The following is a 19,186-nucleotide window of genomic DNA, read 5'->3' as shown; positions in this document are numbered from 1 at the left end:
TTGAAACCCTCTTTGCTTAATTCATCCAGCCCTTGACCCAATCCATCACCGATTCCGCGTCTGCAGGGGCACTGCCACCGCATGCGGCGCCGGGTGGCGGTTCGCTGCCGCGAATATACGGCATCTGTACTGCGCCCGGACAGTTGGCATCGGAGCCCTGCCCGGTGTGCGGATCGATCCAGGCCTGCACGATGTTGTCCGGCTGCGGCATGTTCAACGGCAGCGGATCGGCCTTGCGCATGAAACTGGTCCAGACCTGCAACGCACCGGTGGCGCCGGTGAACGGTGTCTTGCCGTTGTCGTCACGCCCCATCCACACCACCGCCAGCACATCCTGGCCAAAACCTGCGAACCAACTGTCGCGCGAATCGTTACTGGTACCGGTCTTGCCCGCCAGTGTCAGGTTGGACGGCAGCACCTTGTAGACCGAACTACCGGTACCCTCACGCATCACACGCTGCATGGCGTTCTGGATCAAGTAGATGGAGCCTGCATCGAAACGCTGCTGAATCTGGAACGGATAACGCTTGAGCGGCTCGCCTTCAGCGGTCAGCACGCTGCGGATCCCGCGCATCGGTGTATTGAAACCACCGTTGGCCAGGGTCTGGTACATCGTCGCGACTTCCATTGGGGTCATTGCGCCAGCACCCAGCAGGATCGAAGGGAACGCCGGGAACTCACGCGTAATGCCCAGGCGCCCGAGGGTCTTCAGGACGTTTGGCACTCCCACTTCGAGGCCGAGACGCGAAGTAGAGATATTGTAGGAATGCGCCAACCCCTGGTACAGGAACACGGTCCCGTGGGAGCGACGATCAAAGTTCTGTGGCGTCCACACCTGCCCGTCCGCGCCTTTCACTGACAGCGGATCGTCAGACAGCCAACTGGTCAGGGTGTACTTGCTCGGTTTTTCCAGAGCCGTGAGGTAGACCGCCGGTTTGACCAGCGAACCAATCGGCCGCACCGCATCCAGCGCACGGTTGAAACCGGCGAAGCTGGCCAGGCGGCTACCGACCAGGGCCTGGACCTCCCCGGTTTCCGGGTTGGTCACGACCATGGCCGCTTCGACTTCATCCGCGCCCTTACGGCCCGTCATACGCTTGAACGTGTCATTGACCGAGGCTTCGGCCTTCATCTGCAGGATCGGGTCGAAACTGGTGAAGATCCGCAGGCCTTCCTCGGTCAAGTCTTCGTCGCGGTAGTCTTCACGCAACTGGCGCTTGACCAGGTCGATAAAGCCCGGGAAAGAACTGTCTGCCAGCTTGCCGCGGGTAGTGACACCCAATGGCATTTTCTTCGCGGCAGCAACTTGTTCAGCGGTGGCAACACCTTGCTGCTCTAAAACATCCAGCACCAGGTTACGACGCTCCAGCGCACGCTCGGGGTTGCGGCGCGGGTTGTAGTAGGAAGGCCCCTTGACCATACCCACCAGCAACGCAACCTGGTGCAGCTTCAGTTCGGAAAGCGGTTGGCCAAAGAAGAATTGGCTGGCCAGACCGAAACCATGCACCGCGCGCTGACCGTCCTGGCCGACGAATACTTCGTTGAGGTACGCCTCGAGGATTTCCTGCTTGCTGTAGTGCAACTCCAGCAGCATCGCCATCATCGCTTCGGTGAGTTTGCGGGTCAGGCTGCGTTCGTTGGTCAGGTAGAAGTTCTTGACCAATTGTTGCGTCAGCGTACTGCCGCCCTGGGTCATCTTGCCGCCGGACGTGTTCACCCAGACTGCACGGGCGATCGATTTCGGCGAGACGCCCCAGTGATGATAGAAATCACGGTCTTCAACGGCGACCAGGGTTTCCAGCAGGTAAGGTGGTACCTGATCGAGCTTGATCAGGATGCGATCTTCAAGGTTCTTCGGGTAAATACCACCGATCATCAACGGTTCAAGGCGAACCACAGGCAGCTTCGAGCCGTTGAGAGATGATAACTCGGCGACGTAATCGCCGGAGAAACGCACGCGCACCGGCTGGGCTTTTTCCAGGCCTTCATAGAACTGGAAGCCGCGGGTGTTCAGGTCGACGGTATTTCCGCTGACAGCCGCTGCACCCGGACCGTTGCTCACGGGCTCACGACGATAGCCCAAGGCGTCGAGTTCGGTCAGGAAGTCATCCTTGCTCAGCTTCTGGCCGGTGAACAATTCCAGCGGGCGCGCGTACACCTTGGCCGGAATGGTCCAGCGCTTGCCGGAGAACTTCTCCTGCACCACAGCGTCGAGGTAGACCGCAAAGCCGGCAAGCACCACAAGGCCTACCAGGCCAAGCTTGAGCGCCCAGCCAAGCCAGGGGCGCAGGCCACGGGAAGGAGGTTTTTTACGGGAACGGGGAGATCGGGTTCGAGTCATGGCGGCGGATTATACGCACTTTATTGATGATCAACATGAGCCGGACAGCGGTTTGCACAAGCGGTCGCAGCAGCCATAATGCCCGCCATGTTTTTCCCCAGACTCTGAAGGATCGCCCGTGAGCCAGTCCCTGATCGCTGCCCTGCAAAATCCGGCTTTATACCCCCATCCGGTTGAAGCGTTCCAAGTCATCGAGACCCATATTTCCTGGGTCGTACTGACCGGTCCTTACGCCTATAAGCTAAAAAAACCGATGAACTTCGGATTTCTGGACTTCACCGATCTGGAAAAGCGTGGCCATTTCTGCAACGAAGAGCTGCGCCTCAATCAGCGCCTGACCGAAGATTTGTATCTTGAAGTGTTGCCGATCACCGGCACAGCCGAAGCCCCGCAATTGGGTGGCGATGGACCGGTTATCGAATACGCACTGAAAATGCGCCAGTTCCCGCAAAGCCAGTTGCTCAGCACCCTGCAAGCCAATGGCGAACTGACCAGCGCGCACATCGATGAAATGGCCAAGCAGATCGCGCACTTCCATCTCTCTGCACCAAAAGTGCCACAGCAGCACCCGGCCGGCACGCCGGATGAGGTAATGGCTCCGGTTCGCCAGAACTTCGACCAGATCCGCCCATTCCTCAGCGACAAGGCCGACCTGGCCCAGCTGGAAGCCTTGCAAGCCTGGGCCGAAAGCAGCTTCGAGCGCCTCAAGCCACTGTTTTCCCAGCGCAAGCAGGACGGCTTCACCCGCGAATGCCACGGTGATATTCACCTGGGTAACGCAACGTTGATCGACGGCCACGTGGTGATCTTCGACTGCATCGAGTTCAACGAGCCCTTCCGCTTCACCGATGTGTACGCCGATACCGGCTTCCTGGCCATGGACCTGGAAGACCGTGGGCTCAAGTCCCTGGCACGTCGCTTCATCAGTCAGTATCTGGAGTTGACCGGTGACTATCAGGGCCTGGAAGTGTTGAACTTCTATAAAGCCTACCGCGCCCTGGTCCGCGCCAAGATCGCACTGTTCAGCATGCCGAGCGAGGCCAGCCCGGTGCAGCGCGCCACGACCCTGCGCCAGTACCGCAACTACGCCAACCTGGCGGAAAGCTACAGCACCATTCCATCGCGTTTCCTGGCCATTACCCACGGCGTTTCGGCTGTCGGTAAAAGCCATGTGGCCATGCGCCTGGTGGAAGCACTGGGTGCGGTGCGCCTGCGCTCGGACGTGGAGCGCAAGCGCCTGTTTGGCGAGCAACAGGTGGAAAACACACCACAGGCCGGTATCTACGCGGCCGACGCCAGTGCCGCGACCTACGCACGCCTGAACGAAATCGCCGATACCGTGCTGCGTGCCGGCTACCCGGTCGTGCTGGATGCGACTTTCCTGAAACGTGAACAACGCGATGCGGCTGCCAAAGTTGCCGAAGCCACGGGTGCGCCTTTCCTGATTCTGGATTGCAACGCCCCACAAGCCGTTATTGCCAGCTGGTTGGCGCAACGTCAGGCGGACAAAAACGATCCGTCCGACGCAACACTGACTGTTATCGAAGAACAGCAAGCCCATCGTGATCCACTCACCGCCGAGGAGTTGCTCCTCAGCAAGCGCGTCGAGACCAATGAAAGCGGGACCCTCGACGCACTGGTGGCGCATATTCGCCAGCGTCTGCCAGGCCTGTAAGAAAAATTTCTTGGTCGTGTCGCCTACTTGGGGCGCACGACCGAGCAATAGTGGCACTATAATGGCGTCATAAATCCAACGGGAGTCGCCGTCATGAGTCAGCCCAAGCTTCTTGATACTCCGCTTTACTCGCTCCTGCATAAAGACGATGTCCGAGGCTTCAACCAGGAACGCCCAAAAGACGGTGTCATCGACATGCGCGGTGGTGACTTCCGCGGGCTGGACTTGCGCGAACTGAACGCGGCGGGGGTGGACTTTACCGACGCCTATTTCCGATCTGCCGATTTGCGCGGGCTGGACCTGCGCAACTGCCCGCTGGAGGGCGCCAGCCTGGCCCACGCGCAGATTTCCGGCACGTACTTCCCGCCGGAACTGAGCGCTGACGAGATTCTCATGTCGGTCAATTTCGGCACACGCCTGCGCTATCGCACTCGCTGACCCCTCCTGCTTCTGCCCCGGTTTCGCACAGGCGTGCCGGGGACTTCCCGCCTGCCTGACCTCATCATGCTTATACGTCTTTAGGCCGTTTCCGACTAAAGAACTACGCTTTTCCTACTGAGCGCTACACTTCTGTTCAGGCTTGCCTGGTTACGATACCCACCGCACCATTCGGCCGTCGCAAGGAGGCTTGATGAACGATGAGCTGCAACACCTGAAAAACCTTGGCAAGACGTCAGCACAGTGGCTGCATGCGGTGGGCATCCATAGTGCATCCGACTTGCGTCGCCTAGGTGCGGTCGATGCCTACCGGGCCGTGCGGACGCGCGGGTTTCGTGCATCGAAAGTGCTTCTGTATGCCATCGAAGGGGCATTGATGGACGTGCATTGGAATGACATTCCTGCCGAACGCAAGGAAGCGCTGAACCGTCAACTTGACGCTATTTCAACGCGCCAAAAGAATTAGATCGACTATCAGGCCCCATGTTTACAGACATTCCGAACGCGCGTTTGAGAAAACCCGCAGACACTGAGAAAACAAAGGTTGACTCTCAAATGAGAATCGTTATGATTATCACAACTGGTCGCGAGATCAGCCGATAACTGAAAGACCATTGGTTCGGACTCTCAGATTATCTCCTCATCAGGCTAATCACGGTTATTTGACCCGGCTTTTGCCGGGTCTTTTTTTGCCTATGGAAAAGCCGGATTCAGCGCGCAATGATCAGAGGATGCCCGCGCTCGGGATGGGCCTGCACAAGCACATCCAGACCAAACACAGCTTTCAAGGGCTCAGGTTGCATCACCTGCGCCGGCGTATCCAAGGCATGCGGGCGCCCCGCCTCCAGCAACAGAATACGGTCACAGTAACGGGCTGCGAGGTTCAAGTCGTGAAGGATCACCAACACCGCCGCCCCACGATCGGCGAAGGTACGAATGGCCTGCAACGTAGTGTGTTGATGCAAAGGGTCCAGCATTGACGTCGGCTCATCCAACAGCAGCGTCTGCCCCGCTTCACCCGGCCATAATTGCGCCAGCACCCGCGCCAGGTGCACCCGCTGGCGCTCGCCACCGGACAACGCCAGATAGCTGCGACCGCTCAAGTGCCCGACGTCAGCCGCCTGCAAGGCCGCCTCGATAATCTCATCATCGCGCACGCGTCCAGTCTGGTGGGGCAAGCGCCCCATGCCGACAACCTCTTCAACACGGAAAGCAAAGTCCAGTGTCGAGCTTTGTGGCAACACCGCCAGGCGCTGCGCTCGTTGTGCCCCACTCCACTCCTGCAAAGGACGTTGATCCAGGCACACCTTGCCTTGGTCCGGATGCAACTCGCCGCACAGCGCACCGAGCAGCGTACTCTTGCCCGCTCCATTGGGACCCAGCACGCCAAGCACTTCACCCGGCAACAGATCAAGCGTGACATCCGCCAACACGATTTTGCGACCACGGCAGATCTGCAAGTTTTCTACACGCAGCATCAGGCACGCCCCCGCAACAACAGGTAAAGAAAAAACGGCGCGCCAATAAACGCAGTGACGATACCGATTGGCAACTCAGCCGGCGCCAGGGCCAGCCGCGCAACCAGATCGGCAAACAACAACAGACTCGCACCCGCCAGGACCGATGCAGGCAACAGCACCCGATGATCCGGCCCCGCCAGCAAACGCACCAGATGCGGCACCACCAATCCCACGAACCCAATCATGCCCGCAGCCGCCACCGCCGCGCCCACACCCAAGGCGGTGCAGAAGACCAATTCACGCTTGAGGCCCTCCACATCAATACCGAGGTGATTGGCTTCAGACTCACCGAGCAGCAAGGCATTCAGCGCGCGAGCCCTGCGCGGCAACCACAGCGCCACGCCCGCGCTCACCAGCAACAGCGGCCATAACCGTGAATAGCTGGCGCCGTTGAGACTGCCCAGGTTCCAAAAAGTGAGGGTACGCAATGTCGCGTCGTCGGCCAGGTAGGTGAACAGACCCACCGCCGAACTGGCGAGAGCCGTAAGGGCAATACCCGCGAGCAGCATGGTCGCGACGTTGGTCTGGCCGTTGCGCCGTCCCAGCCGATAGACCAGCGCCGTCACACCCAAGCCCCCCAGGAATGCGCAGAGTGACAACAGATACGGCCCGAACGCATCCGGCAAACCGCCGAAAAACGAACCGCCGACAATCGCCACCGCCGCCCCCAAGGCGGCACCGCTGGAAACCCCCACCAGGCCCGGATCAGCCAGGGGGTTGCGAAAAAGCCCCTGCATTGCCACACCGGACAAAGCCAACACACCGCCGACCGCCAACCCCAGCAGCGTGCGCGGCAAACGGATCTGCCCCAGGATCAGCTCAGCCTGCTCCAGCCCTTGCGCCTCGATCGGCAACCCCATCAAACGCAGCGCGGCCTTGAGCGTATCCAGCAAAGGCAGGCTGACCGGCCCCAGTGCCAGCGAAAGCCAGATCGCCAAGACACACAACAGCACCAGCCCAATAAACAGCGTCTTCGGTTTAACCAAAGTCGTCATGGGGCAGGCTTGGCTTGGGAGGGGTAAAACCCGGCAGACAGGTCCGCTAGACTTCGCGGCAGGCGTGGCCCGAGTCCTCCAACCAGCAAGGTGGGGTCGACTTCAAACACTCGCCCGCTCTTGGCCGCCGGCGTGGACGCCAGGATCGGGTTTTCCTTGAACAGCGCCGCACGCGCCGCATCGCCGCTGAGGGCACGGTCAGCAAACACCAGCACATCCGGGCTCAAGCCCGCCAATGACTCCACCGAAAACGGCTTGTAACCTTCATGGGTCGCCAGATTGCGCCCACCCGCCTGCTGCAACATCCAGTCAGCCGCCGTGTCTTTGCCCGCAATCAGCGGCTTGCCGCCCGCGTGCCCGAGCAACAACAACACGCCTGGCGCCTTTTGCGTGGACTGGGCCTTGCTCACCCAGCGCTTCTGCTGATCCAGTGCCTGCTCATATCCGGTAAACAATTCGTTGGCCTTGGCCTCGCTGCCCAGCAACTTACCCAGGTGTTGAAGATTGCCTTTCAATGTAGGCAGATCCGGTTGCGCCGAGAACATCTCCACCTGCACGCCCGCGCTGCGAATCTGCGCCAGCACTGGCGGTGGCCCCATTTCTTCGGTGCCGACCAGCACCTGCGGGCGCAGACTCAGAATGCCTTCCGCCGACAACTGCCGCTGATAGCCAATGCTCGGTAACGCCTTGAGGGATTCAGGATGCTGGCTGGTGGTGTCCACCCCGACCAATTTCGACTCACCGCCCAGGGCCGCCACCCATTCCGACAGTGCCCCACCGGCACTCACCCAACGTTGTGGCAGTTCAGAGGCTTGCGCCCCGTGGTTGACCAGCAGTCCGACAACAAGCGCAATAGCGCTGGTACTCAGGCGCATAACAGGGTTTCCTTCCAAGGGCAGGGCCGCTCAAGCACTCATCAATGTGACAGCAAACGCCCGTCTGGCATCGTATTGAGCGCCCGGTCAGCTGACGGGCGAAGCCGGCATTTGATAATTGTTTGCATTTGAACGTCAAGGCACTTAAGGATTGCAATGAAGTTTCTCTGCCCCTCCACCGCACTCGCGCCCAACAGCAGCCTCGGTTTTGACATCGACGGGTGCAAGCTGCTGGCCGTGCGCCGCGACGGTGTTGCGTACTTCTACATCAACCGTTGCCCCCATCGTGGCATTCCACTGGAATGGCAACCCGACCAGTTTCTCGATGACAGCGCCAGCCTGATCCAATGCGCGACCCACGGCGCCCTGTTCCTGATCGAGAACGGCGAATGCATCGCCGGCCCTTGCGCCGGGCAAAGCCTGACCGCCTTGCGCGGCTGCGAAGACGCCCAGGGTCTGTGGGTGGAACTCTAGTCGAGCAGCACGTCCAGGCGTCGGTCCACACAGATGTCTTCGCAGGTCACCCGCACGCCATACGCTAGCACTTCTACCCCCGCCGCCTTGGCTTCACGCAAGGCGGCGGCGTAACCCGCGTCGATTTCCACCGCAGGTCGCACGGCCTCAATCCCCGAGAGATTGACGCAGTACAACTGCACCGCACGCACACCCTCCCGCGCCAGATGCGCCAGCTCGCGCAAATGCTTGGCGCCACGCTGGGTCACCGCATCGGGAAACGCCGCAACCGCAGAGCCGTCAAAGCCCAGCGTCACGCTTTTGACTTCGACGTAGGCCGCACCGTCGGGATAATCCAGGCGAAAGTCGATGCGGCTTTTCTCCTGGCCGTAAGGCACTTCGCGTTTCAACGCGGTAAAGCCGTTGAGCTCAGTGATCACCCCTGCATGCAGCGCCTCCTCGACCAGTTGATTGGCGCGCGCCGTGTTCACACAGGCCAACCGGCCCTGGGGCGTCTCGGCGATTTCCCAAGTGCCGGGCAATTTGCGCTTGGGGTCATTGGAGCGACTGAACCAGACTTGTCCGCCTTCCACCATGCAATTGAGCATCGAGCCCGTGTTGGGGCAATGAATAGTCAGCAACTCACCGGTAACGGTCTCGATATCGGTGAGAAAACGCTTATAGCGGCGAATCAGGCGCGCTTCTTCAAGGGGAGGATTAAAGCGCATCAGCCTTGCCAGCTCCGCAGACCACGGGCGATCCGCTCCACTGCTTCTTGTAGCCGATTGAGGTTTTGCGTGTAGGCAAAACGCACATGATGACCGGCTTGGTAGCGACCGAAGTCCAGGCCAGGCGTGAACGCCACATGCTCGGTTTCAAGGAAATGACGGCAGAATGCGAAGGCATCACCGCCAAACGCGCTGATATCGGCATACAAATAGAACGCCCCTTCAGGCTCGACCGCGATGCCAAACCCCAGCTCGCGCAAAGCGGGCAACAGGAAGTCCCGACGGCGACCGAACTCAGCACGGCGCTCTTCCAGAATGCTCAGGGTTTGTGGGGTGAAACACGCCAGCGCGGCGTGTTGGGCCATGCTTGGCGCGCTGATGTAGAGGTTTTGCGCCAGCTTCTCCAACTCGCCCACTGCCGCCGGCGGCGCCACCAGCCAACCCAGGCGCCAGCCGGTCATGCCGAAATACTTGGAAAAACTATTCAGGACGAAAGCCTCGTCGTCGACTTCCAGCACGCTGGCCGCGTCGGTGCCGTAAGTAAGGCCATGGTAAATCTCATCCACCACCAAATGGCCATTACGCGCCTTGATGGCCGCAGAAAGGCTAGCCAATTCGTCACGGCTGAGGATCGTCCCGGTCGGGTTGGCTGGCGAGGCCACCAGCGCGCCCACACTGTCCTGGTCCCAGTGCTTGGCCACCAGGTCGGCGGTCAACTGATAGCGCACCTCCGGGCCGACCGGCACCAACTGGGCCGCGCCCTCTACCAGGCGCAGGAAGTGACGATTGCACGGGTAACCAGGGTCTGCGAGCAGCCAATGCTTGCCAGGGTCCACCAGCAAGCTGCTGGCCAGCAACAATGCGCCTGAACCGCCGGGGGTGATCAGGATACGCTCGGGGTCGACGTTCAACCCGTAGCGCTGCTGATAGAAACCGCTGATGGCCTCGCGCAGTTCAGGCAGGCCACGGGCCGCGGTGTAGCGAGTCTTGCCGTTGGCTAATGCGGCCTGGCCGGCCTGGATGATCGGCTCGGCAGTGGTGAAGTCCGGCTCGCCGATTTCCAGGTGGATCACATCATGGCCGGCAGCCTGCAGCTCATTGGCCCGCGCCAGCAATGCCATGACATGAAAAGGTTCGATGGCGCGACTGCGCGCACTGTAGGGCTGGGCCATTAGCCTTCCTTAACGGTGAGGACAAAATCTGGATTCTACCGAACCCACGCCGTAAAACATGTTCTATTGCCTGCCCGACAGCAGATGCAGTCCGGGCAAGCGCCTGCAAAACGACTAAAATCTACATTCGAGGCAACACATACCCAGCAATGGCGGGCTGTCGCAGTTTGCAACCGCTTTGCCGTGGGCCTCGACAACCGGGAGTGGCGCACCCCGAATCTATCTGGTAAGTTCGCCCGCTTGCAGCCGCAGGGCCGGCAGGTGTCGGTGACGTTGCAATCCTGCGCAATGGATTAGAAGAGTGAGAGGCGGTCTATTCATGTCCACCCAAGCAAAGCAACAGCAGACTCAAGGCCTCAACGGCTTCGAACCTTACGTAGAGACGAAAGGTGAGGAGTACATGGGCGAGCCCATGCGCGAGCACTTCACCAAGATCCTGAACAAGTGGAAACAGGACTTGATGCAGGAGGTCGACCGTACGGTTGACCATATGAAGGACGAAGCAGCCAACTTCCCTGACCCCGCCGACCGTGCGAGCCAGGAAGAAGAATTCGCCCTTGAACTGCGCGCACGTGATCGCGAGCGCAAGTTGATCAAGAAGATCGACAAGACGCTGCAGCTGATCAAGGACGAAGAATACGGCTGGTGCGAATCCTGCGGCGTCGAGATTGGTATTCGTCGCCTGGAAGCCCGCCCAACTGCGGACCTCTGCGTAGACTGCAAGACCTTGGCCGAAATCAAGGAAAAACAAGTCGGCAAGTAATCCAGCCGAGCTGAACGAATGGGGCGTACGAACGCCCCATTTTTGTTTCTGGCGTTTACCGAATTTCCAGTAGTATCCGGCCCATGACAGCCTCTACCTATATCGGGCGTTTTGCCCCCACGCCCAGCGGCCATTTGCATTTCGGCTCACTGGTCGCCGCCCTCGCCTCCTACCTCGACGCCCGCGCCAACCAAGGCCGCTGGCTCATGCGTATGGAAGACCTCGACCCACCTCGTGAAGAGCCCGGCGCCCAGGCAGCGATCCTGCATGCACTGGAAAGTTATGGCTTTGAATGGGACGGCGAACTGGTCCGACAAAGCGAACGGCACGAAGCCTACGCCAAAGTGCTGAACGATATGTTCAACCACGGCCTGGCCTACGCCTGCACCTGCTCACGAAAACAATTAGAACACTACAACGGGATCTACCCAGGCCTATGCCGCAATGCCGGTCACGATCAGCAGGACGCGGCCATCCGTCTGCGTGTTCCTGAGCTTGCCTACCACTTTACCGACCGTGTGCAGGGCGAATTCCGACAGCATCTGGGTCGTGATGTAGGCGATTTCATCATCCGTCGCCGCGATGGCCTCTATGCGTATCAATTGGCCGTGGTCCTCGACGATGCGTGGCAAGGTGTTACCGACATCGTGCGCGGCGCCGACCTGCTCGACTCCACGCCACGCCAGCTCTACCTGCAGGAACTGCTGGGCCTGCGCCAGCCGCGCTACCTGCATGTGCCGCTGATCGTCCAGCCGGACGGTCACAAATTGGGCAAGTCATACCGTTCGCCGCCGTTGACACCTGACCAGGCCACGCCTTTGCTATTAAGGGCTCTGCGCGCCCTCGGCCAGCAACCCGGGGAAGAACTCGAGTACGCCCGCCCACGGGAACTGCTGGACTGGGGCATCCAGCACTGGGACGCCACGCGGATACCGCGCACACTCACGCTGGCCGAAGCGCAATTGAGCTGAAGGCGCTTGCAGCTTGCCAAGCATCCGTTACCATCGCCGCACGTTTTTACACAGAGGCCAACATGTACATCTATCGATTGGTCCTGCTGCTGGTCGTCGGGATCTACCTGTTTTCCCCCGCCATCATGGATTGGTGGATCGACGCCACGGGCGCCTGGTATCGCCCTTATCTGCTGTGGCTGATCCTGATCGTCGTGACTTTCATCCTGCAGAGCCAAAAAGATGCCGATGAGCTTTAGCCTCACCCAGATGCTGCTGATCAGCGCCGCCTACCTGGCCGCGCTGTTCGGGGTGGCCTGGATCAGTGAGCGTGGAATGATTCCGCGGGCGATCATTCGCCATCCGCTGACCTACACCTTGTCCCTTGGCGTTTACGCCAGCGCCTGGGCGTTCTATGGCACCGTAGGCCTGGCCTATCAATACGGTTACGGCTTTCTCTCCAGCTACCTCGGGGTGTCCGGCGCGTTTCTGCTGGCGCCTGTGCTGCTGTACCCGATCCTGAAGATCACCCGCACTTACCAGCTGTCATCCCTGGCCGACCTGTTCGCTTTCCGCTTCCGCAGCACCTGGGCCGGTGCGCTGACCACGATTTTCATGCTGATCGGCGTTTTGCCGTTGCTGGCCCTGCAAATCCAGGCGGTGGCGGACTCCATCAGCATCCTGACCCGCGAACCGGTGCAACATCGGGTCGCCCTGGCCTTCTGCGCGCTGATCACCCTGTTCACGATTTTCTTCGGCTCACGCCACATCGCCACCCGCGAAAAACACGAAGGCCTGGTGTTCGCGATTGCCTTTGAGTCGGTGATCAAGCTGATCGCCATCGGCGGCGTTGGCCTGTACGCGCTTTACGGGGTGTTCGACGGCCCGCAACAGCTGGAACTGTGGCTATTGCAGAACCAGACCGCCCTCGCCGCCCTGCATACGCCATTGCAGGAAGGCCCCTGGCGCACACTGCTGCTGGTGTTCTTCGCTTCGGCGATCGTGATGCCGCACATGTACCACATGACCTTCACCGAGAACCTCAACCCGCGCTCACTGGTCAGCGCCAGCTGGGGTTTGCCGTTGTTTCTGCTGTTGATGAGCCTGGCGGTGCCGCTGATCCTGTGGGCAGGCTTAAAACTGGGGGCCACCACCAACCCTGAGTATTTCACCCTGGGCATCGGCATTGCCGCGAACAGCCCGGCCTTGGCGCTACTCGCTTATGTGGGCGGGTTGTCAGCTGCCAGCGGGCTGATCATCGTGACCACCCTGGCCCTCTCGGGCATGGCGCTCAACCACCTGGTATTGCCGCTGTACCAACCGCCGGCCGAGGGCAATATCTATCGCTGGCTGAAATGGACGCGGCGCGCGTTGATCGTCGCGATCATCATGGCCGGCTATGGTTTCTACCTGCTGCTGGGCGCGGGCCAGGACCTGGCCAACCTGGGGATCGTCGCATTTGTCGCCACCTTGCAGTTCCTGCCGGGCGTGCTGTCGGTCCTGTACTGGCCGACGGCCAATCGGCGCGGCTTCATCGCCGGGCTGCTGGCGGGCATCCTGGTGTGGGTCGTGACCATGCTGCTGCCGCTGGTCGGCAACCTGCAGGGCTTCTACATCCCGTTACTGAACATGATCTACGTGCTGGATGACACCAGTTGGCACATGGCCGCGATTGCGTCATTGGCCGCCAACGTCTTGATGTTCACCCTGATCTCGCTGTTCACCAACGCCAGCCCGGAAGAAACCAGCGCCGCCGAAGCCTGTGCGGTGGACAACGTGCGCCGCCCGCAACGGCGTGAGTTGCATGCGGCCTCACCCCAGGAGTTCGCCACGCAACTGGCCAAGCCGTTAGGTGCCAAAGCCGCACAAAAGGAAGTCGAGCAGGCGCTGCGCGATCTCTACCTGCCGTTCGATGAGCGCCGCCCGTACGCGCTACGGCGTCTGCGTGACCGTATCGAAGCCAACCTGTCCGGTTTGATGGGGCCGAGCGTGTCCCAGGACATGGTGGAAACCTTCCTGCCCTACAAGGCCGGCGGTGAAAACTACGTGACCGAAGACATCCATTTCATCGAAAGCCGGCTGGAGGACTACCACTCGCGCCTCACAGGCCTGGCCGCCGAACTCGATGCCTTGCGCCGCTACCACCGCCAGACCCTGCAGGAATTGCCCATGGGCGTATGCTCCCTGGCCAAGGATCAAGAGATCCTGATGTGGAACAAGGCCATGGAAGAACTCACCGGCATCGCGGCGCAACGTGTGGTCGGCTCACGCCTCAACACCCTCGGCGAGCCGTGGAAAGAACTGTTGCAAGGTTTCATCAATCTGCCCGACGAGCATTTGCACAAACAACACCTGGCCCTCGACGGCCAGACCCGCTGGCTCAACCTGCACAAAGCCGCGATCGACGAGCCGCTGGCCCCCGGCAACAGCGGCCTGGTGTTGCTTGTGGAAGACCTGACCGAAACCCAGATGCTCGAAGACAAGCTGGTGCACTCCGAGCGCCTGGCGAGCATCGGCCGGTTGGCGGCGGGCGTGGCCCATGAAATCGGCAATCCGATCACCGGTATCGCCTGCCTGGCGCAGAACCTGCGGGAAGAGCGTGAAGAAGATGGCGAAATCACCGAGATCAGCGGGCAGATTCTCGAACAGACCAAACGTGTCTCGCGCATCGTGCAGTCGCTGATGAGCTTTGCCCATGCCGGCGCCCACCAGAACCACGACGAAGCCGTGTGCCTGGCCGAGGTGGCACAGGACGCCATTGGGCTGCTGGCCTTGAACCGGCGCAATTTCGAAGTACAGTTCTTCAATTTATGCGACCCCGACCATTGGGTCGACGGCGACTCCCAACGCCTCGCCCAAGTGCTGATCAACCTGCTGTCCAACGCCCGTGACGCCACCCCGGCCGGCGGTGCCGTACGCGTCAAGACCGAGGCTTTCGAACATACGGTCGATCTGATCGTCGAGGATGAAGGCAGCGGTATTCCACAGAACATCATGGACCGATTGTTCGAACCCTTCTTCACCACCAAGGATCCAGGTGAAGGTACCGGTCTGGGCCTTGCACTGGTCTATTCCATCGTTGAAGAGCATTATGGACAAATCACCATCGACAGCCCGGCTGACACCGAAAGCCAACGCGGCACCCGTATTCGGGTGACCTTGCCGCGTCATGTCGAAGCGACGTCCGCTGTGAACTGAGACCGTCGAGAGAATTGAATCAATGCCGCACATTTTGATCGTCGAAGACGAAACCATTATCCGCTCTGCCTTGCGTCGCCTGCTTGAACGAAATCAGTACCAGGTCAGCGAAGCCGGCTCGGTGCAGGAAGCCCAAGAGCGTTTCAGCATTCCCACGTTCGACCTGATTGTCAGTGACCTGCGCCTGCCTGGCGCGCCTGGCACCGAGTTGATCAAGCTTGGCCAGGGCACTCCGGTGCTGATCATGACCAGCTACGCCAGCCTGCGGTCGGCGGTGGACTCCATGAAGATGGGCGCGGTGGACTACATCGCCAAGCCCTTCGACCATGACGAGATGCTCCAGGCAGTGGCCCGTATCCTGCGTGACCGCCAGTCGGCCAGCAGCACGCCGGCCGAGCAACGCCCGGCGGGCAAAACCAATGACAAGCCAGGCGTCGACAACAGCAACGGCGAGATCGGCATCATCGGTTCCTGCCCACCCATGCAGGACCTGTACAGCAAGATCCGCAAAGTCGCGCCCACCGACTCCAATGTCTTGATTCAGGGCGAGTCCGGCACCGGTAAAGAACTGGTGGCCCGTGCCCTGCACAACCTGTCCAAGCGCGCCAAGGCGCCGATGATCTCGGTGAACTGCGCAGCAATCCCTGAATCCCTGATCGAGTCCGAACTGTTCGGCCACGAAAAAGGCGCGTTTACCGGCGCCAGCGCCGGGCGTGCGGGCCTGGTGGAAGCGGCGGACGGCGGCACGCTGTTCCTCGACGAGATCGGCGAACTGCCTTTGGAAGCCCAGGCGCGGTTACTGCGTGTACTGCAAGAAGGCGAGATTCGCCGCGTGGGTTCGGTGCAATCGCAGAAGGTCGATGTTCGACTGATCGCTGCTACCCACCGAGACTTGAAGAGCCTGGCCAAGATCGGCCAGTTCCGTGAGGACTTGTATTACCGCCTGCACGTGATCGCCCTCAAATTGCCGGCCCTGCGTGAGCGTGGCGCCGACGTCAATGAGATCGCCAACGCGTTCCTGCAGCGCCAGAGCGCGCGCATCAACCGAACCGACCTGAAGTTCGCTCCGGACGCCGAGCAAGCGATTCGCCACTACTCGTGGCCAGGTAACGTGCGGGAGCTGGAAAATGCGGTCGAGCGAGCGGTGATCCTGTCGGAGAGCCCGGAGATTTCCGCCGAGCTGCTGGGCATCGACATTGAGCTGAGCGATCTGGAAGACGATGACTTCATCGGCCTGGCCCCCCAACAGGGCGGCGGTAGCAACACCAGCCATGAGCCGACGGAAGATCTGTCATTGGAAGACTACTTCCAGCACTTCGTCCTTGAGCATCAGGACCACATGACCGAGACCGAACTGGCGCGCAAGCTGGGCGTGAGCCGTAAATGCCTGTGGGAACGTCGCCAGCGCCTGGGCATTCCACGGCGTAAGACCGGCGTGACCAGCGAGAGTTGAGGGGGCGCCCTCACAGGTAACACCCGCAGATGTGAAAAAACTGTTACCGCGGATATTTCGCGTAACAAAAGCCGGGGCTTACGGTAACGAAGCCCCGGCTTTTTTTGGTCCGTCAAAAACCCGAAACCACCTCAACCCCCCGGTTTTGCTGGGCGGTGCAAAAGTTGGCACGCACCCTGCTATATGCTTAGTACAAAAACAATAACAAGCTTTGTACAAGACAATAAAAATAAGACGAATCGACTCACGCATAACAAAAACAACACGGCGGAGGCGCAGCTAACTGATTCTTTTGGAGAGGCGTTGCATTTGGGGCTTGCCCCGCAACCAGGCCGAGAACAACAAAAACTGCCCTAAGGCAGAGCCTGAACTGGTTGGATCGTAGATCAGCAACACAGCGACCAAAGCAATCCGTTTGCTCTTGACTCCCGATTGGGAGTGTCATGAAGGTGAAGCTTCATGGCGAGGGCGATCAACAAAAACAAGAAGCCCGCAACCAATAATAAAAATAGAGCACGCAACTACTTCTGGGGGAGCTTCGGCTCCCCTTGTAGTTTCCGCGATTTGACCGTCCAGCAACCTCTTGAAGCTTTTGGCTTGGGGCTTGCAGCTTGTTCCTACACCATCCCCTGACTAAATGCTAGAATCCCCGCCCATCATGCGGTCATTCTTCGTTATGGCCGAACATTCCTTCAAACAGTGCATCCCATGCTGAAGAAGTTGTTCCAGTCATTCCGTTCTCCCTTGCGTCGTACGCAACACAAACGCAGCACGCCTGAAGTGCTCAACAGCAGCCAGCATTCGCTGCAACGCGCTCAATTCAGCCGTTATGCGGTGAATATCGTCGAACGTTTGCAGAACGCCGGCTACCAGGCTTATCTGGTGGGCGGTTGTGTACGCGACATGCTGCTCAATATCACGCCCAAGGACTTCGACGTCGCCACCAGCGCCACGCCTGAGCAGGTGCGTGCCGAATTCCGCAATGCGCGGATCATCGGTCGGCGTTTCAAGCTGGTGCATATCCACTTCGGTCGCGAAATCATCGAAGTTGCAACGTTCCGCGCCGGCCACCCGCAAAACGATGAAGAGGAAGACACCAACCAGTCCTCACGTAACGAAAGCGGGCGCATCCTGCGCGACAACGTCTATGGCACCCTGGAAGAAGACGCGCAGCGCCGCGACTTCACCATCAATGCCTTGTATTACGACCCGGTCAGCGAGCGCATTCTCGACTACGCCAATGGCGTACACGATATTCGCAACAACCTGATCCGCCTGATCGGCGACCCGGTCCAGCGCTACCAGGAAGACCCGGTGCGCATGCTGCGAGCAGTGCGTTTTGCCGCCAAGCTCAACTTCGGCATTGAGCGCCACACCGCCGCGCCGATTCGCGAACTGGCACCGATGCTGCGGGAGATCCCCTCGGCCCGCCTGTTCGAAGAAGTGTTGAAGCTGTTCCTCTCGGGCTATGCCGCCGACACCTTCGAAATGCTCGTCGACCTGCAGTTGTTCGACCCACTGTTCCCGGCCAGCGCCGAGGCTTTGGAATACAACCCGACGTACACCCACACCTTGATCAGCGAAGCGCTGATCAATACCGACCTGCGCATCAAGCAGAACAAGCCGGTCACCCCGGCGTTCCTGTTTGCCGCGCTGTTGTGGCCGGCGTTGCCAAAACGCGTACTGCGCTTGCAGGAGCGTGGGATGCCGCCGATCCCGGCCATGCAGGAAGCCGCTCATGAGCTGATTGCCGAGCAGTGCCAGCGCATCGCCATTCCGAAACGTTTCACCATGCCGATCCGTGAGATCTGGGACATGCAGGAACGCCTGCCACGCCGCAGCGGCAAACGTGCCGATCTGTTGCTGGACAACCCGCGTTTCCGTGCCGGCTACGACTTCCTGCTGTTGCGTGAAAGCGCCGGCGAGCAGACCGACGGCCTGGGCGAATGGTGGACCGACTACCAGGACGCCAATGACAGCGAACGCCGCGACATGATCCGTGACCTCGGCAGCAAAGGCGATGGTGAAGGCACTGGGCCGAAAAAACGTCGCCGCAGCAGCAGCAAGCGCAAGCGTAGCGCGGCCGACGCCCCGGGCGAATAAACGTGGAGCGCATCTACATTGGCATGGGCAGCAACCTGGCTGCCCCGGATCAGCAATTGCGCAGCGCTATCGAAGCGCTGGCGCAATTGCCCGACACCCACGTCGCCGGGGTCTCTGCCTTCTATCAAAGTGACTCACTGCTCCCTGGGCAGCCGCGCTACACCAATGCGGTGGCAGCCCTGGACAGCAATCTTGCGCCGCTTGATTTGCTGGATGCGCTGCAAGCCATCGAGAACGACCAGGGCCGCGAACGCCTTGAGCGTTGGGGCCCACGCACGCTCGACCTGGACATCCTGCTGTTTGGCGATCGACTGATCGATGAGCCGCGCCTCAAGGTGCCGCACTACCAGATGCACCTCAGGGCGTTTGTGCTGTACCCGTTGGCCGAACTGGCGCCCGCCAGCCTGGCGTTACCCGATGGGCAAACCCTCGACGAACTGCTTGAAGCCTGCCCGTTTGTCGGTCTTGAACGCCTCACCGCTGCTGAATCGCGTCAGTAACAGCGGTAACACCGTCATCGTA

Annotated in this window: 17 protein-coding genes; 11 read left to right on the top strand and 6 right to left on the bottom strand. The window is 60.2% G+C overall.

Features of this window, described 5'->3' with window-relative positions; all coding sequences use genetic code 11:
* Positions 1-16: 16 nt before the first annotated feature.
* Complete coding sequence (gene mrcB, locus NL123_RS04765; protein ID WP_248484549.1) at positions 17-2,341, bottom strand: penicillin-binding protein 1B; 2,325 nt, start codon at positions 2,339-2,341, stop codon at positions 17-19.
* 118 nt (positions 2,342-2,459) lie between these two features.
* Between mrcB and NL123_RS04760 the strand changes: the two genes are divergently transcribed.
* The 3 genes from NL123_RS04760 (at position 2,460) to NL123_RS04750 (ending at position 4,920) form a co-directional block, all read left to right on the top strand.
* Positions 2,460-4,016: a bifunctional aminoglycoside phosphotransferase/ATP-binding protein gene (locus NL123_RS04760; RefSeq protein ID WP_248484551.1), complete on the top strand. Its 1,557-nt coding sequence runs from the start codon at positions 2,460-2,462 to the stop codon at positions 4,014-4,016.
* Positions 4,017-4,109: 93 nt separating this feature from the next.
* A complete protein-coding gene (locus tag NL123_RS04755) occupies positions 4,110-4,454 on the top strand; it encodes a pentapeptide repeat-containing protein (protein ID WP_058427626.1) in 345 nt (114 codons plus the stop codon).
* A gap of 193 nt (positions 4,455-4,647) precedes the next feature.
* Positions 4,648-4,920, top strand: coding sequence for a TfoX/Sxy family protein (locus NL123_RS04750; protein WP_071490018.1), 273 nt, complete (start codon positions 4,648-4,650; stop codon positions 4,918-4,920).
* Between the two features lie 244 nt (positions 4,921-5,164).
* Here the strand turns inward: NL123_RS04750 and NL123_RS04745 are convergent, their stop codons facing one another.
* From NL123_RS04745 to NL123_RS04735, 3 genes are read right to left on the bottom strand one after another with little or no spacing between them, the layout of a single operon-like run.
* A complete protein-coding gene (locus NL123_RS04745; protein WP_248484553.1) occupies positions 5,165-5,932 on the bottom strand; it encodes a heme ABC transporter ATP-binding protein in 768 nt (255 codons plus the stop codon).
* Positions 5,932-6,969, bottom strand: a complete 1,038-nt coding sequence (locus NL123_RS04740) for a FecCD family ABC transporter permease (protein WP_248484555.1) — start codon at positions 6,967-6,969, stop codon at positions 5,932-5,934. Before NL123_RS04740 ends, NL123_RS04745 begins: the two co-directional genes overlap by 1 nt.
* A complete protein-coding gene (locus NL123_RS04735; protein WP_248484557.1) occupies positions 6,966-7,844 on the bottom strand; it encodes a heme/hemin ABC transporter substrate-binding protein in 879 nt (292 codons plus the stop codon). Before NL123_RS04735 ends, NL123_RS04740 begins: the two co-directional genes overlap by 4 nt.
* Before the next feature lie 156 nt (positions 7,845-8,000).
* On the opposite strand from NL123_RS04735, the gene NL123_RS04730 reads away from it, so the two are divergent.
* Entirely contained in the window at positions 8,001-8,318 is a 318-nt protein-coding gene (locus NL123_RS04730) for a Rieske (2Fe-2S) protein (protein ID WP_071490014.1), read from the top strand.
* Here the strand turns inward: NL123_RS04730 and sfsA are convergent.
* Together sfsA and NL123_RS04720 are read right to left on the bottom strand one after the other, a co-directional pair.
* On the bottom strand, positions 8,315-9,025 hold the full coding sequence (sfsA, locus tag NL123_RS04725; protein ID WP_248484564.1) for a DNA/RNA nuclease SfsA: 711 nt from the start codon (positions 9,023-9,025) through the stop codon (positions 8,315-8,317). The two genes, NL123_RS04730 and sfsA, sit on opposite strands and share 4 nt — an antisense overlap.
* On the bottom strand, positions 9,025-10,197 hold the full coding sequence (locus NL123_RS04720) for a pyridoxal phosphate-dependent aminotransferase (RefSeq protein WP_494357320.1): 1,173 nt from the start codon (positions 10,195-10,197) through the stop codon (positions 9,025-9,027). Before NL123_RS04720 ends, sfsA begins: the two co-directional genes overlap by 1 nt.
* A gap of 319 nt (positions 10,198-10,516) precedes the next feature.
* Here NL123_RS04720 and dksA point away from each other — a divergent pair, with 319 nt between their 5' ends.
* From dksA to folK, 7 genes are all read left to right on the top strand, one after another.
* Positions 10,517-10,960 carry an RNA polymerase-binding protein DksA gene (dksA, locus tag NL123_RS04715; protein ID WP_058427634.1) on the top strand — a complete coding sequence of 148 codons (444 nt, stop codon included), beginning with the start codon at positions 10,517-10,519 and terminating at the stop codon, positions 10,958-10,960.
* A gap of 83 nt (positions 10,961-11,043) precedes the next feature.
* Positions 11,044-11,931, top strand: a complete 888-nt coding sequence (gene gluQRS / locus NL123_RS04710; RefSeq protein WP_494357319.1) for a tRNA glutamyl-Q(34) synthetase GluQRS — start codon at positions 11,044-11,046, stop codon at positions 11,929-11,931.
* A gap of 62 nt (positions 11,932-11,993) precedes the next feature.
* Positions 11,994-12,170 carry a hypothetical protein gene (locus tag NL123_RS04705; protein ID WP_003176118.1) on the top strand — a complete coding sequence of 59 codons (177 nt, stop codon included), beginning with the start codon at positions 11,994-11,996 and terminating at the stop codon, positions 12,168-12,170.
* Positions 12,154-15,108 (top strand): sensor histidine kinase, encoded by a 2,955-nt coding sequence (locus tag NL123_RS04700; protein WP_248484570.1) that lies wholly within the window; start codon positions 12,154-12,156, stop codon positions 15,106-15,108. Before NL123_RS04705 ends, NL123_RS04700 begins: the two co-directional genes overlap by 17 nt.
* Positions 15,109-15,130: 22 nt before the next feature.
* Positions 15,131-16,561, top strand: coding sequence for a sigma-54-dependent transcriptional regulator (locus NL123_RS04695; protein WP_248484572.1), 1,431 nt, complete (start codon positions 15,131-15,133; stop codon positions 16,559-16,561).
* Positions 16,562-17,269: 708 nt separating this feature from the next.
* Positions 17,270-18,664: a polynucleotide adenylyltransferase PcnB gene (locus tag NL123_RS04690; protein ID WP_494357318.1), complete on the top strand. Its 1,395-nt coding sequence runs from the start codon at positions 17,270-17,272 to the stop codon at positions 18,662-18,664.
* 2 nt (positions 18,665-18,666) lie between these two features.
* On the top strand, positions 18,667-19,164 hold the full coding sequence (gene folK / locus NL123_RS04685; RefSeq protein ID WP_248484575.1) for a 2-amino-4-hydroxy-6-hydroxymethyldihydropteridine diphosphokinase: 498 nt from the start codon (positions 18,667-18,669) through the stop codon (positions 19,162-19,164).
* The last annotated feature ends 22 nt before the right edge of the window (positions 19,165-19,186 follow it).

It is taken from the genome of Pseudomonas sp. FBCC-B1565 (genome assembly GCF_059133265.1).
Note: the sequence above shows the minus strand (reverse complement) of the source record. Positions and strands in the feature narration are given on the sequence as shown.

Coding starts and splice junctions, on each gene's coding strand:
- NL123_RS04735 (WP_248484557.1), bottom strand. CDS start 7,844: ATGCGCCTGAGTACCAGCGCTATTGCGCTTGTTGTCGGACTGCTGGTC.
- NL123_RS04720 (WP_494357320.1), bottom strand. CDS start 10,197: ATGGCCCAGCCCTACAGTGCGCGCAGTCGCGCCATCGAACCTTTTCAT.
- NL123_RS04705 (WP_003176118.1), top strand. CDS start 11,994: ATGTACATCTATCGATTGGTCCTGCTGCTGGTCGTCGGGATCTACCTG.
- mrcB (WP_248484549.1), bottom strand. CDS start 2,341: ATGACTCGAACCCGATCTCCCCGTTCCCGTAAAAAACCTCCTTCCCGT.
- NL123_RS04690 (WP_494357318.1), top strand. CDS start 17,270: ATGCTGAAGAAGTTGTTCCAGTCATTCCGTTCTCCCTTGCGTCGTACG.
- NL123_RS04750 (WP_071490018.1), top strand. CDS start 4,648: ATGAACGATGAGCTGCAACACCTGAAAAACCTTGGCAAGACGTCAGCA.
- NL123_RS04755 (WP_058427626.1), top strand. CDS start 4,110: ATGAGTCAGCCCAAGCTTCTTGATACTCCGCTTTACTCGCTCCTGCAT.
- NL123_RS04740 (WP_248484555.1), bottom strand. CDS start 6,969: ATGACGACTTTGGTTAAACCGAAGACGCTGTTTATTGGGCTGGTGCTG.
- sfsA (WP_248484564.1), bottom strand. CDS start 9,025: ATGCGCTTTAATCCTCCCCTTGAAGAAGCGCGCCTGATTCGCCGCTAT.
- dksA (WP_058427634.1), top strand. CDS start 10,517: ATGTCCACCCAAGCAAAGCAACAGCAGACTCAAGGCCTCAACGGCTTC.
- NL123_RS04745 (WP_248484553.1), bottom strand. CDS start 5,932: ATGCTGCGTGTAGAAAACTTGCAGATCTGCCGTGGTCGCAAAATCGTG.
- NL123_RS04695 (WP_248484572.1), top strand. CDS start 15,131: ATGCCGCACATTTTGATCGTCGAAGACGAAACCATTATCCGCTCTGCC.
- NL123_RS04700 (WP_248484570.1), top strand. CDS start 12,154: ATGCCGATGAGCTTTAGCCTCACCCAGATGCTGCTGATCAGCGCCGCC.
- NL123_RS04730 (WP_071490014.1), top strand. CDS start 8,001: ATGAAGTTTCTCTGCCCCTCCACCGCACTCGCGCCCAACAGCAGCCTC.
- gluQRS (WP_494357319.1), top strand. CDS start 11,044: ATGACAGCCTCTACCTATATCGGGCGTTTTGCCCCCACGCCCAGCGGC.